The sequence below is a fragment of the Sphingosinicella sp. LHD-64 genome (genome assembly GCF_031157375.1).
Lineage (GTDB): Bacteria > Pseudomonadota > Alphaproteobacteria > Sphingomonadales > Sphingomonadaceae > Allosphingosinicella.
This window is the reverse complement of sequence record NZ_JAVIFV010000001.1, coordinates 89,556-102,274: the sequence shown is the minus strand read 5'-3', so window position 1 is coordinate 102,274 and position 12,719 is coordinate 89,556. Positions and strand designations below refer to the sequence as shown.

Sequence of the window (12,719 nt, the reverse complement as noted above, 5' to 3'; positions counted from 1 at the left end):
GGCAAATCACCCGCGGCTCAGGCGACGGGGCGACGTGCCCGGAGCGCCTGCGCGAGCGTGCCTTCATCGAGATAGTCGAGCTCGCCGCCGACCGGCAGGCCGTGGGCGAGCTGGGTGAGCCGCACCGGAAAGGTTTCGAGCCGCTCGGCGAGATAGTGGGCGGTGGTCTGCCCCTCGAGCGTCGCGTTCATCGCCAGCACCACCTCGTCGATGCCGCCGCCGGCGACGCGGGTGATCAGGCCGTCGATATTGAGGTCCTCCGGCCGCACCCCCTCCAGCGCGGAAAGGCGCCCGCCGAGGACATGGAAACGACCCGGAAACAGGCGCGAGCGATCCAGCGCCCAGAGGTCCGACACCTCCTCGACGACGCAGAGCAACCGCGTGTCGCGGCGTGGATCGGCGCAGATGCCGCAGGGATCGGTGGTGTCGACATTGCCGCAGACCGAGCAGACGGAGAGGTTCTGGTTCACCTTCTCCAGCGCGCGCAGCAACGGCGTCAGCGCGCTTTCGCGCCGCTTCATCAGATGCAGCACCGCGCGCCGCGCCGAGCGCGGGCCGAGGCCGGGGAGCCGGGCCAGCGCCTGGGTCAGCGCTTCGATTTCCTGGGAGGCCATGTGGGTTAGGTAGCCGTCATTGCGAGGAGCGCAAGCGACGAAGCAATCCAGGAGCGGGAGTTGGATTGCTTCCCCCGGCCTGCGCCGGGGTCGCAATGACGGAAACTCATCGCTAAGTCCGACCCATGCGCATTGCCTTCATGGGAACCCCGAACTTCGCCGTGCCGACGCTCGATGCCCTGCTGGCGGCTGGGCATGATGTCGTCGCGGTCTACACTCAGCCGCCGCGGCGCGCAGGGCGCGGCAAGGCGCTGTCCCCCTCCCCCGTTCAGCGGCGCGCCGAGGAAGCCGGGATCGAGGTGCGCACGCCACTGACGCTGCGCGACGCAGACGCGCAGGCCGACTTCGCGGGGCTGGACCTCGATGTCGCGGTAGTCGCGGCCTACGGGCTGATCCTGCCGGTGCCGATCCTTGAAGCGCCGCGGCATGGCTGCCTCAATGTCCATGCATCGCTGCTGCCGCGCTGGCGCGGCGCAGCGCCGATCCATCGGGCGATCCTGGCCGGCGACGAGATGACCGGCGTGTGCATCATGGGCATGGAGAAAGGGCTCGACACCGGCCCGGTCTATGCGCGGCGCGAGACGGCGATCGACCGCAAGACCGCGGGCGAGCTCACCGCCGAGCTGGCCGGGATCGGCGGGGCGCTGATGGTCGACGAGCTGGAGCGGATCGGCGAGATCGTTCCGGAGCCCCAGCCCGAAGACGGCGTGACCTATGCCGCCAAGATCGAGAAGGCCGAGGCGAAGCTCGATTTCTTGGGCGACGCCGCTCAGGTCGAGCGACGGGTGCGCGCGTTCAACCCCGTGCCGGGGGCCTTTTTTGAGCATGCAGGCGAACGAATCAAAGTGCTTGCGGCCGATCTCTCGGATGAAACCGGCGCGGCCGGGACGGTGCTCGACGCGCGGCTGACCATCGCCTGCGGTTCCGGCGCGATCCGCCCGGCCTTCGTCCAGCGGGCCGGGCGCGCGGCGATGTCTCCCGGAGAACTGCTGCGAGGCTTCGCCATTCCCGTCGGCACGGTCCTCGCGTGACCCGCTTCCGCCTGACCATCGAATATGACGGCCGGCCGTTCATGGGCTGGCAGCGTCAGGCGCACGGCCCATCGGTGCAGCAGGCGATCGAGGAGGCGATCCGGGCGATCACCCATGAGGAGGTGGTGCTGCACGCGGCCGGGCGGACCGATACCGGCGTCCACGCACTGGCGATGACCGCCCATGTCGACATCGACAAGCCGATCACGCCGTTCCGGCTCGCCGACGGCACCAATGCGAAGCTGCGGCCGCTGCCGGTCGCGATCCTCGGCGCACAGGTCGTCGAGGAGGATTTCCACGCCCGCTTCTCCTGCATCGGGCGGCGCTACATCTACCGGATCGTCAACCGGCGCGCCCCGCTGGCGCTGGAGGCAAAGCGGGCCTGGCGGGTGCCGGTGGTGCTCTACGCGGACGATATGAACAAGGCCGCACAAGCGCTTGTCGGAAAGCATGATTTCACGACCTTCCGCTCGGCGCAATGCCAGGCGGAAAGCCCGGTCAAGACGATTGACCGGATCACGGTGCGCCGCCTTGGCGAAGTGATCGAGATCGAGGCGGCGGCACGCTCCTTCCTCCACCACCAGGTGCGTTCGATGGTCGGCTGCCTCGAGCTGGTCGGGCGCGGCAAATGGTCGAAGGCGGATCTGAAGGCGGCGCTGGAGGCGAAGGACCGCGCGGCCCTTGGCTTCAACGCGCCGCCCGACGGGCTTTATTTCGTCGAGGCGTCCTATCCCGGGGAGCGCTGACCGCGCCGAGCCCGAAGACGCGCTGGAGCGACTTTTCCAGCATCAGCAGCTGCCAGAGGGTGCGGCCATGGTCGATGTCGCCGGCGAGGTGACCGTCGGCGAGACGCTGGATCGCGTCGGCGTCGAACCACCCGGTCTCGGCGAGCGCCTGGCTGTGCGCGATCCGCGTCGACTCGCCGGCGAGCGGGCCGCGCAGCCAGGCCGAAACCGGTGTGACGAAGCCCATCTTGCGGCGATGGAGGAGATCGTCGGGCAGGCGATCGGCCAACGCGCGCTTCATCAGCCATTTGCCGGTGCCGCCCCGGAGCCGCATGTGCGGCGGCAGCTTCGCGGCGAACTCGACGAGGCGGTGATCGAGCAGGGGCTCGCGCGCCTCGAGGCTCACCGCCATGCTGGCGCGGTCGACCTTGGTCAGGATGTCGCCGGGGAGCCAGATCCTGAGATCGGCATATTGGGCGCGCGACAGCGCGTCGTTCGCCGGAGCGTCGCGGAAGGCACGGGCGTAGCGCGCCTCGGCGACATGGCCGCCGAGCGGTGCCCGGAAGATCGCGCGGCGGATCGCCGGCGGAGTGACGCCGACAGCGAGCGCATAAGCGGTGCCGCTCCCCTGCCCCAGCGCCTGCAGCGTTGTCTTGGCGCGCAGCCATTGCGGGGCATTGTCGAGCTTGGGGTAGAGGTCGCCGAGCCACCCGGCGGCGCGGCCGAGCGGGCCGGGCAGCAGGCCGCGCACCCGGTCCTCGTTGCGGAACAGGCGGTAGCGTCGGTAGCCGGCCAGTATCTCGTCGGCGCCGTCGCCGGAAAGCGCGACCGTGACCTTCTCGCGGGCCAATTCGCTCACCCGGTAGGTGCCGAAGGCGGAGGCGTCGGCAAAGGGCTCGTCGAAGGCCTCGGCGAGTGTGTCGATCAGGTCGAAATCGGCGGCGGCGACGGTTCGAGTACGGTGGCGGGTGGCGAAGAGTTCGGCGACGCGGGCGGCGTGGGCGGTCTCGTCATGGTCGGCTTCGTCGAAGCCGATCGCACAGGTCTCGACCGCGCTGCGGCTCGCCTCGGCCATGAAGGCGACGACGGCGGAACTGTCGACGCCGCCGGAGAGGAAGGCGCCCAGCGGCACGTCGGCCACCATGCGCGAGCGGACCGCCTCGCGCAGGCGTTCGACCAGCTCCTCCTGCAAAACGCGCACGGGCCGGCGGTCGGTGGTGGAGAAATCGACATCCCACCACTGCACCGGGTTCGCGATCTCGCGGCCGCGGCGGATGCGGAGGTAATGGCCGGCGGGGATCTTGCGCACGCCCTCGACGATCGAGACGTCGTCGGGGACGTAGCCATAAGCGAGATAGTCCTCGATCGCGACCGGATCGGGGGTGCGGCGCAGGCCCGGATGGGCGAGCAGGCCCTTCAGTTCCGAGGCGAAGATCACGGCGCCATCCGCGAGCTGGGCGACGAAGAGCGGCTTCACGCCGAGCCGGTCGCGGACGAGGTAGAGCGCGTCCTCGCCGGCATCGTAGAGCGCGAAAGCGAACATGCCGTTGAGGCGCGCGAGGCAGCCCGCCTCCCATTCACGCCAGGCGGCGAGGATCACCTCGGTGTCGCTCCCGGTCTGGAAGCTGTGGCCCTTGGCTTCCAGCTCGGTACGAATCTCGCGGAAATTGTAGATCTCGCCGTTGAAGCTGATCGCGAGGCGCCGGTCGGGCGTCAGCATCGGCTGGGATGCGGCGTCAGAGAGGTCGATGATCGACAGGCGCCGGTGGCCGAGGCCGATGCCGGGCGCGGTCCAGATGCCGCTGCCGTCCGGGCCGCGATGGGCGAGCGCCTCGGTCATCGCCGCGATCCGGGCGGGATCGACCGGCTTGGGTACGTCGGGATGGAACAGGCCGGCAATGCCGCACATGACGCTACTCCAGCCCCGCGGCGCGGTCGGCGAACGGCGCGACGGGGCCGAGCGCGGCGAGGAAGGCGTCGATTGCCGGGCGCGGGCTCACCCCTTCGGCCAGCGCAGGCGCGGATGCGAGCACGGCAACCGCGCGCTGCGGGCCGCCGATCAGGCGCACCTTCATCGTCTCCAGCTTCACCGCCATGCCGCTCCCGCTCGTGATCCCCCCGACCCGGTAGAAGCTCACCACCTCGCGCACCAGCCCGTGCGAGGCGATCCGCTCCGCCCGCCCGTCCAGCGGAGCCGGAGCGCCGGCGGTCCATGCCCAGGCACTGTCGGGCCCGACCGCGCCCTGGCCGAAACCGATCAGTTCGCGGCCTTCCAACTGGCGGGCGTAGACAGCGATGGCCAGATCGACCTCGCGCCCCTGTCGGTCGCGATAGCGGGCCATACGGAAGAGGTCGGCGCCGGCGAAATGCGGGCGCCAGGGGATGCCGCCCCGCGCCGGCACGCGTTGCCAGCCGGGCACGTCCGGCAAGGTCAGGGTCGCCGGCACGGGGCGGGCGCCCGCCGAAACGGCAGCCGACCAGGCGACCGGGAAGGCGGCAATCAGGACGGTGGCGGCGGCAGCTACGGCAATGGGTGTCCGACCCTGCTCCGATCGCCGCGTGGCGGCATCGAACCAGGGATCGTCGGGGCCGCGGTCGAAGAAGCGCCAGCTCAAGGCCAGAATCAGCGCGATGACGATGGCGAAGAAGATGCCGCCGTAGACGACATGGTCGAAGCCGGCGGCGAGATCGACGCTGCCGGTGCGGTGGGCGACGTAGATGGTCGCGAAGGCGCGCACGCCGTTGGCAAGGATCGGGACGACCAGCGCCACGGCCATGAAGGCGATGCGGCGCGGCCAGGACCGGAAGCAGACATTGGCGACCAGCGCACCGAAGGCGGCCATGGCGATCAGGAACTTCACCCCCGCGCAGGCCTCCGCGACCTCGAAATAGCCGGTCGGCGTGGTGATGAAGATGCCCTCGATATGGGCGGGCACGCCGGCGAGCGCGAGCAGGGCCATGGAGATCTCGGCCGTCACCGTCTGCATCGCCGGCACCAGCTCCTCGCCGGCGGGGATCAGGAACAGCGCGTAGAAGATCGGGAAGGCGAGCGCGCGGCTGACCTGTCTGCCGAGGCAGGCGATGATGGCGCCCTGCAGCATCAGGACGAGGCCGGCATGGCGCGCGAGCGCGAGCCCGCCGGCATCGCCGAGCAGCCAGCCGAGTGCGCCGAGGCCGGCCAGGGCGAGGCCGGGCGCCCAGACGGTCGGCGTCAGCTGCCGGAGGCCCGGTACCCGCTGCCAGACCAGCCAGGCGATGATCGGAGGGATCAGCAGGCAGTGGTTGAAGGTCGAGCTCGACCACCAGATCGCTGCGACGTCGGCGGCATCGCGGTGGAAGAGCGCAAGGATCGCCGCCGCCGCAGCGCCCAGCGCGACGAGGTGCGTCCGCCACGGGCCGGCAACGGCGGCGGCGTCGAGGCGCACGGCGAGAGTCACGCGGCCGCCTTCCCGGCCGGCGGCGCCACCATCTCCACCAGGGGCGCGAGGCGCCGCTCCCAGCCGTAGCCGATTTCGACACGCTGCCGGGCGGCGGCGCCGAGCGCCGCGCATCGGGGCTCATCGTGCAGCAGGCCCCGAATCGCGTCGGCCATCGCCGCCGCGCCGTCGGCAACCACCAGGTCGCGGCCGGGCTCGGCCTCGATCCCCTCGAAGGCCGCGCGGGTGGCGACCACCGGCTTGGCCATCGCCATCGCTTCCAGCACCTTGTTCTGGATGCCGCGGGCGATGCGGAGCGGCGCGACGACGAGGTCGGCCGCCGCCAGCCACGTGCGGATGTCGGGGACCGCGCCAGTCACGTGGACCCGCGCGCCGGCCAGCGCACGCACCTCCGCGGCCGGATTGCGGCCGGCGATCACGAAGCGGCCGGGGATGTGCGGCAGCACCTCGCGGACGAACCAGCCGACCGCGTCGACATTGGGCGCATAGTCCATCTGGCCGGTGAAAAGCAGGACCGGCCCTTCCCCGCGCTCGGCCGCGACGAGACGCGGAAAGGCGGCGGCGGGATCGAAGAAGGCGAGATCGATGCCATTGGAGAGCGCGCGGATGTCGGCGAGGCCCGTCCGCGACCGGAACAGGGCGGCCTCGGCCTCGCTGACGAACAGCGACAGATCGGCGCGCGCGGCGGTGGCGCGCTCGAAGGCGAAGAGCTTTTCCGCCTCGCGACGATGGACCCAGCGCATCGGGCCAGACGCGTCGTTGGCATATTGGGCGAACTTCGCCGAATCCATGTCGACAAAGTCCATCACGAAGCGTGCCGGACAGTCCGACGGAACGAACTGCGCCATCTGGCCGGAAAAGGCGAAGATCGCGCCGATTCGGCCGGTGGCAAGCAGGCGATCAACGAAGGCGCGCAGGCCTGCGCTGTCGAACAGGGTCAGCGAGACCGGCTTGCCGCGCGCCAACGCACGGGTGCCCGCCACCGCCTTGCCGGTGCGGCGGACTTCGACATGCGCCTCGCCAAGGGCGCCGCCGAGAGCGGTGCGCAAGGCCGGTAGGTGAGCCGCATCGGCCTCATCGTCGGCGAAGCAGGCGACATGGACGCGGGCCAGCCCCGTCAGGTGCTTCAGGATGTGCCAAGAGCGGATCTTGTCGCCGCGGTCCGGCGGATAGGGGATGCGGTGGGCGAGGAAGAGAATGTCGCTCATCCGAGCCCCCGGGCGATCGGCGGGCCGAGGCGGTTGGCGAGCCAGAGCGGCAGGCGCTGCCAGAGCGCGACCTGCAGACGATATCTGGGGTTGAGCGGATTGACCTCGCGCCGCTCGCCCCACCGGGCATAGGCGAGCGGCTGCGGCTCGAAACCCCAGTTCTTCTTGAAGGCGAAGGCGCCGGTGCCGAATTTCGAACGGCCGAAATCGAAGCGGGTGCAGCCCCGCGCCGCGGCGTGACGCATCAGCTCGTAATACATCAGCTCGTTGGCGCGGGCGGCGCGGGCCATGCGGGTGCCCCCGCCCCAATAGGGGTAGACGGTGCCGTTGAAATAGAGGCTGAGCACGCTCGCCAGCGGCTGCCCGCCCCGGCTAACCGTCAGGATGTCGGCATCTTCGCCGAACGCGCCCAGCACCGATTCGAACAGGGCGCGGGGGAAGACCGGCGTGCCGAGATTGCGGACGCTCTCGGCATAAGCGCGGTAATGCGGACCGGGATCGCGACCGATCGCGACGTCGAGCCCGAAGCCGAGCGCGCGGCGGACCTCGGCGCGCTGCTTGCGCGGAATCGATGTCAGGATCGCCTCGTCATCCTGCGGCAGGTCGCGCGCGAAACCGGCATAGGTGTCGCGGCTGACATGCCAGCCGTCCGGGCACGGGCCGCCACGCAGCTCGATCGACGGGCAGCCCAGCCGGTCGGCCAGCCTGATCGCCTCGCCGGCGATGGGATTGGCGGGCGCCGCGTCGACGGACAGGATGCCGCCATCGACGCCGAAGCCGGTCGAGACCAGGGCAGCGCCGAACAAAGGCGATCGCATCTCCGTCAGGGGAAGCAGGCCGACAATTTCCCCGACGCGCTTCGCAACCAGAAGGTGGGCGCGCTGGCCGGTGCCGGCCGCGATGGCGCGACTCCATTGCGGGAGATGGAATGGCGTCGCCTGCGGATGGGCGCGCACGAATGCTGCCACCGCCTCATCGGTCTGATCGGCGGTTGTCACTTCGATCGGCGCGATCGGGGCATGCGCGTTCATGCGAGGCGCCTCCGTTCGGCAGCGGCGACCTCATCGGTGCGGCCCCAGGCATGGGCCATCAGCAGTTTCAGTAGTTTACCCTGCATCCCGGAGAGATTGGTGTAATGTCTAAGCTTCGATCTGAGCGGCGCATCGGCCACGCGCGGCTGGTCCGGATCGACCTCCCACGGATGGAAATAGAAGATCGCAGGGCGCTGCTCGCTGGCGTTGACGCGCGCGACCGCCCAATTCGAGAAGGCATAGGGCAACAGGCGGAAGAAACCGCCGCCTCCCGCTGCCATCCGCCGCCCGGCGATGTCGATGGTGGTGACCGGCAGTTCGATCAGTTCGGCGTCCGCCACCGGCCGCCAGGCGAAGCGCGGCGACTCCCGCCAGCCATAGTGATCGTGCCGCACCGGCGCGACGCTCGAGGAATAGGCATAGCCCTCTTCCGCCAGGACCGGGTGCGCCCAGGGCGTCCGCGGGTCGATCGAGAAGCTCGGCGCGCGGTATCCCGTGACCTTTTGCCCCGACGCATCTTCCAGAGCTGCCCGCGCCTTTGCGATGTCGTCCCGGAATTCGGCCGCACCCGCCATGGCGAAGACGCGGCGATGGTCCCAGCCATGGCTGGCGACCTCGTGGCCGGCCTCGGCGATGCGTCTGATCAGGGCGGGATGGCGCGCCGCGACCCAGCCGAGGGTGAAGAAGGTCGCCTTCACCCCGGCTTCGTCGAACAAGCCGAGCACGCGATCGGTATTGGCCTCGACCCGGCGCGGCAGGTTGTCCCAGTCCGCGCGGTCGATCACGCGTTCGAACGCGCCGACCTGGAACCAGTCCTCGACATCGACGGACAGCGCATTGCGCATCGGCCCTCCCCTCAGGCGGCGTTGGACCTCACGGCGCCGTCCTGATTGGACTCGACCCATTCGACGAGCAGGGTCAGCACCCGCCGCAGCATTGCCTCCTGGTCCTCCACCCGGGCCTCGAGCGCTTCGATCCGGCCGGCCAGCGCGGGATCCTGCTCGATCGCCTGTGGAGTCGGCACCGGCTCGTCGCGGACGAGTTGCGGCCGGGCCGAGCGCAGCGGCAGGACGCGCTCTTCCGCCGCCGGAGCCTCGACGCGGGCCGGGGCGGCGTCGGCGTTCATCTCGGCGGCAACGGCGCGGACCGTCGCGGCGGTGATCAGGTTGCCGTTCTCGATCGCGGCCTGGAGCAGCAGCCGGTTGGCGAGCTGGTTGACGCGGCGGGGAATGCCGCCGCTTTCGGCATGGAGGACGGCGAAGGTGTCGGCGGCGAAATCGGGGCGGCCCTGCCAGCCGGCGACCATCAGGCGGTGGCCGACATAGGTTTCGATCTCGTCGGCATCCATCGCGTCGAGATGGTGGGTGGCGATGACGCGCTGGCGCAGCTGCTCGAGCCCCGGCGAGGCGAGCTTCTCGCGGAACTCGGGCTGGCCGAGTAGCAGGATCTGGAGCAGGGCATGGCCGCGCGCCTGGAAGTTGGAGAGCATGCGCAGCTCTTCCAGCGCCGAGACCGGCAGGTTCTGCGCCTCGTCGACGATCAGCAGCGTACGCTTGCCGGAACGGACCTCTTCGGTCAGCCGCCGCTCGACCGCTTCGAGCAGGGCGGCCTTCTCGATGCCGCGGATCGCGAGACCGAGGCCCTGGGCGGCGAGGCGCAGCATGTCGTCGCCCTCGACCTGGGTCGAGACCAGGCTGATGACGTTGAGCCGCGCGCGGTCGATCGTCGCCATCAGATGGGCGGCGAGCGTCGACTTGCCGGCGCCGATCTCGCCGGTGATGACGATGAAACCCTCGCCCTGGGAGATGCCGTAGCCGAGATAGGCCATCGCCTTCTTGTGGCTGCGGCTGCCGAACCAAAAGCGCGCGTCCGGGGTCAACTGGAAGGGCTGTCCGGTCAGGCCGAAATGCTCGATATACATGGGCTTGTCCCTGGCCTTTCGTGCCTACCAAAAGGTGTATCTGAGGCCGATCAGGCCCGTCGCGACGGTGCTGTCGATCAGGCTGCCGTCGGTATGATAGAGGCCGAGCGCAGCGATCAGCTGCAGCCGGTCGAACAGGAATGTGCGTGAATAGCTGAGCGTACCGCCGATCGTCGTCACGTCCCCGAACGCATCCGGATCGCTGCTGTACCAGCTCGCATAGGCATCGAAGCCGAGCTGCGACGTGCGGCTGAGCTCGCGCCCGACCGAGCCGAAGACCTGGAAGCTCTCGTCCTCGCGGCCCCCGAAACTATCGAAGGCGGGATCGTCGGGCCGGGCGAAGCGGCGATGGGCATAGCCGGCGCCGAATCCGAAATCCCACAGGCCGCGTGAGCCCGAGAAGAGGATCGAGGCGCCGCGCATCCGGTAGCTGGTGCCGCGGATCGACTGTAGCGACGAGGCGAAGCACTGGCCGCTGCCCGGCTCCTGGCCGCCGATCGCGCAATTGCCGAGATCGCCGGTGAACGGGTTGCGCAGGATATCAAAGTCTGTCGGCAAGTTATTGAGATTGGCGATCAACGTGCCACCGAACGTCTCCACCGTGTCGAACACGGCCGCAGTCACCCCGAACCCGCGGCGGAACTGGTGGCGGAAGGTGCCGACGATGGTCGTGCCGCCATAGCGATGGCCGGCGCGGGCCGTGAGCTCGGTGCGCGGGGTCGGCCGCCAGATCAGGCCGCCGTCATAGATCAGGCCGTCGACGTCATAGGTGAGCAGCCGCGGCCGCGACGGGTCCGGCACGGCGCGGCCGTCCGGGCCGACGACGGGAAGGCCGTTGGCGTCGCGGGCCAGGTCGATCTGGCTGGATTCGAGCTGCTCGTAGCCGACGCCCGCGGTCAGGGCGAGCGTCGGGCTGACCGGCACGACGACGTCGCCGCGCACGAACGTGCCTTCGAAGCGATAGTCGAACGGCCCGCCTGAATCCGAACGCATATGGCCGGCGCCGACGGTCCAGCCGAACGGCAGCCGGCCCGGCCCCATGCCGATGCTGCCGGTGGCGCTGTGGGTGATCGAATCATCATAGTCGTCGCCGAAGCCCAGGAAGGCCTCGTCGTCGACCGCGGTGTAGCCGAGCCGGTAGGCGGCGTTGACCGCGACCGGCCCGACATGGGTCGCCAGCGTCGGGCCGGCATAGATGCTGTAGACCTCGGTCGAATCATCGCGATCGGTGACGCCGAGGGCGCGCCCGACCCCGCCGGTGCGGGTCGCCAGCGCACCGGCGTCGAACTGCAGGGCGCCGGGGACGATGTCGGCATTCACCCGGGCAATGCCGCTGTGGATGTCGCTGTCGGCGACATCGCCGCTCCATTCGATGTTGCGCTGGTAGCGGTAGCTCGCCTGGGCGCGGACGCGGCGGGTCTGGATCTGACCGTCGACGCCGGCGGCGACGCTGGAATAGGTGAAGGTCTCGCCACCATCGAGCTCGGCGCTCAGCACCTGGGCGAATTCGAGATAGGCCTGGACGTCGCTGCGGGCGCGGCCCGGGCGCGTGGCGCGCCCGTTGCGGCTGTCCTCCGGTTCCGCGGCATCAGACGCCGCCGTTGCGTCCGGCCCGCCGACGACCGGCGGCGGATCGTAGGAGACGCCCGAGCGCGGCATGCCCGCCTGGCCGTGCGCCGTCGTCGCCGCGACGAGCAGACCGAAAGCGAGCGCCAGCCGGCGGAGGACGCGAAGCTCACTCCGCATCGGGATAGCCTTCATAGGCGCCGAACTTGCGGCCATTGACGGCGATCGCGGCGCCATTGAGGAGGAGCCCGACAGTGTCGCAGGCCGAGAGCAGCTGGATCGTCTCGCGCAGGTCTGCCTCAGTGGTGCGGTCGGCACGGACCACGACCAGCACCTGGCCGACATGGCCGGCGAGCACGGTCGCGGGCGACGCCATCAGCGCCGGCGGCGAATCGAACAGGATGATGCGGCTGCGGTTCGCGTCGACCAACCGGGCCAGCACTTCGCGGGTGCGATCGGACGCGAGCAGCTCCGGCACGTTGTTCGCCTTGCGTCCGGCGGGCAGGACCGAGAGGCCGCGCACGTCGGTCGGGACCACGAACTCCTCTGGATCGAGAGACGGATCGGCGAGTGCATCGACCAGGCCGGGGCCGCCGGGAATGCCGAGGGTCGCCAGCGCATCGGGCTTGGAGAAATCGCCGTCGATCAGCAGCACCTCGACGTCGCGTTCGCCGGCGAGGCTGAGCGCGAGGTTGATCGCGCAGAAGCTCTTGCCCTCGTTCGGCTGGCCCGAGGAGATGAGCACGGTGCGCCGTTTCTCCTCCGGCAGCGACACGCGCCGCTCGATGCCGACGAGGAGCTGGCGCTTCACCAGCCGGAATTCCTCGGCGAGGCCGGTGGCGGGCGCTTCCGGGACGACAAAGCCTTTTTCAGCCAAGATATTGCGGTCGATTGCTGCGACACCATCGAGACGCGGTTCGGCGGGAGCTATAACTGGCAATTCGGGTTCAGGTGCGATTTCCGGCTCCGACACACTCTCGCTTTCTTCCCCTCTCCCTTGGGGGAGGGGGTAGGGTGAGGGGGTCGGACGTTCGTGGGTATCATCGGGAGTCAGAACCCCCTCACCCCAACCCTCTCCCCACTGGGGAGAGGGAGACTCAGGTTCGATAACGGGTGCACGTTCCGGCTCGGACTGGACCTCCGCCGGCACAGGCGGCGGCGCGGCAGGCGGCACGAACACGCTGCC

The 12,719-nt window shown here is 69.9% G+C and carries 11 protein-coding genes; 2 read left to right on the top strand and 9 right to left on the bottom strand.

All coding sequences use genetic code 11. The features are described from left to right. Nucleotides 1-17 precede the first annotated feature (17 nt). Nucleotides 18-614 carry a recombination mediator RecR gene (gene recR / locus RCO27_RS00480; RefSeq protein ID WP_309000680.1) on the bottom strand — a complete coding sequence of 199 codons (597 nt, stop codon included), beginning with the start codon at nucleotides 612-614 and terminating at the stop codon, nucleotides 18-20. A gap of 125 nt (nucleotides 615-739) precedes the next feature. On the opposite strand from recR, the gene fmt reads away from it, so the two are divergent. Beyond that, the gene (fmt, locus tag RCO27_RS00475; RefSeq protein WP_309000679.1) at nucleotides 740-1,645 is read left to right on the top strand and encodes a methionyl-tRNA formyltransferase; all 906 of its coding nucleotides are present in this window, start codon (nucleotides 740-742) and stop codon (nucleotides 1,643-1,645) included. Beyond that, a complete protein-coding gene (gene truA / locus RCO27_RS00470; RefSeq protein ID WP_309000678.1) occupies nucleotides 1,642-2,391 on the top strand; it encodes a tRNA pseudouridine(38-40) synthase TruA in 750 nt (249 codons plus the stop codon). The genes fmt and truA overlap by 4 nt, the downstream gene beginning before the upstream one ends. On the opposite strand, the gene RCO27_RS00465 is transcribed toward truA, so the two are convergent. Genes RCO27_RS00465 through RCO27_RS00430 form a run of 8 tightly spaced genes read right to left on the bottom strand, consistent with a single transcriptional unit; the run spans nucleotide 2,333 to nucleotide 12,410 of the window. Beyond that, nucleotides 2,333-4,279 carry an XrtA/PEP-CTERM system amidotransferase gene (locus RCO27_RS00465; RefSeq protein ID WP_309000677.1) on the bottom strand — a complete coding sequence of 649 codons (1,947 nt, stop codon included), beginning with the start codon at nucleotides 4,277-4,279 and terminating at the stop codon, nucleotides 2,333-2,335. The two genes, truA and RCO27_RS00465, sit on opposite strands and share 59 nt — an antisense overlap. A gap of 4 nt (nucleotides 4,280-4,283) precedes the next feature. After that, the gene (gene xrtA / locus RCO27_RS00460) at nucleotides 4,284-5,807 is read right to left on the bottom strand and encodes an exosortase A (protein ID WP_309000676.1); all 1,524 of its coding nucleotides are present in this window, start codon (nucleotides 5,805-5,807) and stop codon (nucleotides 4,284-4,286) included. Further along, a complete protein-coding gene (locus tag RCO27_RS00455; RefSeq protein ID WP_309000675.1) occupies nucleotides 5,804-7,015 on the bottom strand; it encodes a TIGR03087 family PEP-CTERM/XrtA system glycosyltransferase in 1,212 nt (403 codons plus the stop codon). Before RCO27_RS00455 ends, xrtA begins: the two co-directional genes overlap by 4 nt. Further along, on the bottom strand, nucleotides 7,012-8,046 hold the full coding sequence (locus RCO27_RS00450; protein WP_309000674.1) for a FemAB family XrtA/PEP-CTERM system-associated protein: 1,035 nt from the start codon (nucleotides 8,044-8,046) through the stop codon (nucleotides 7,012-7,014). The genes RCO27_RS00455 and RCO27_RS00450 overlap by 4 nt, the downstream gene beginning before the upstream one ends. Continuing rightward, nucleotides 8,043-8,891 carry an XrtA system polysaccharide deacetylase gene (locus RCO27_RS00445; RefSeq protein ID WP_309000673.1) on the bottom strand — a complete coding sequence of 283 codons (849 nt, stop codon included), beginning with the start codon at nucleotides 8,889-8,891 and terminating at the stop codon, nucleotides 8,043-8,045. The genes RCO27_RS00450 and RCO27_RS00445 overlap by 4 nt, the downstream gene beginning before the upstream one ends. Nucleotides 8,892-8,902: 11 nt before the next feature. After that, nucleotides 8,903-9,967, bottom strand: a complete 1,065-nt coding sequence (locus RCO27_RS00440; RefSeq protein ID WP_309000672.1) for an XrtA/PEP-CTERM system-associated ATPase — start codon at nucleotides 9,965-9,967, stop codon at nucleotides 8,903-8,905. Between the two features lie 24 nt (nucleotides 9,968-9,991). Continuing rightward, entirely contained in the window at nucleotides 9,992-11,713 is a 1,722-nt protein-coding gene (locus tag RCO27_RS00435) for a hypothetical protein (RefSeq protein WP_309000671.1), read from the bottom strand. Beyond that, complete coding sequence (locus tag RCO27_RS00430) at nucleotides 11,703-12,410, bottom strand: hypothetical protein (protein WP_309000670.1); 708 nt, start codon at nucleotides 12,408-12,410, stop codon at nucleotides 11,703-11,705. The genes RCO27_RS00435 and RCO27_RS00430 overlap by 11 nt, the downstream gene beginning before the upstream one ends. Between the last annotated feature and the right edge of the window lie 309 nt (nucleotides 12,411-12,719).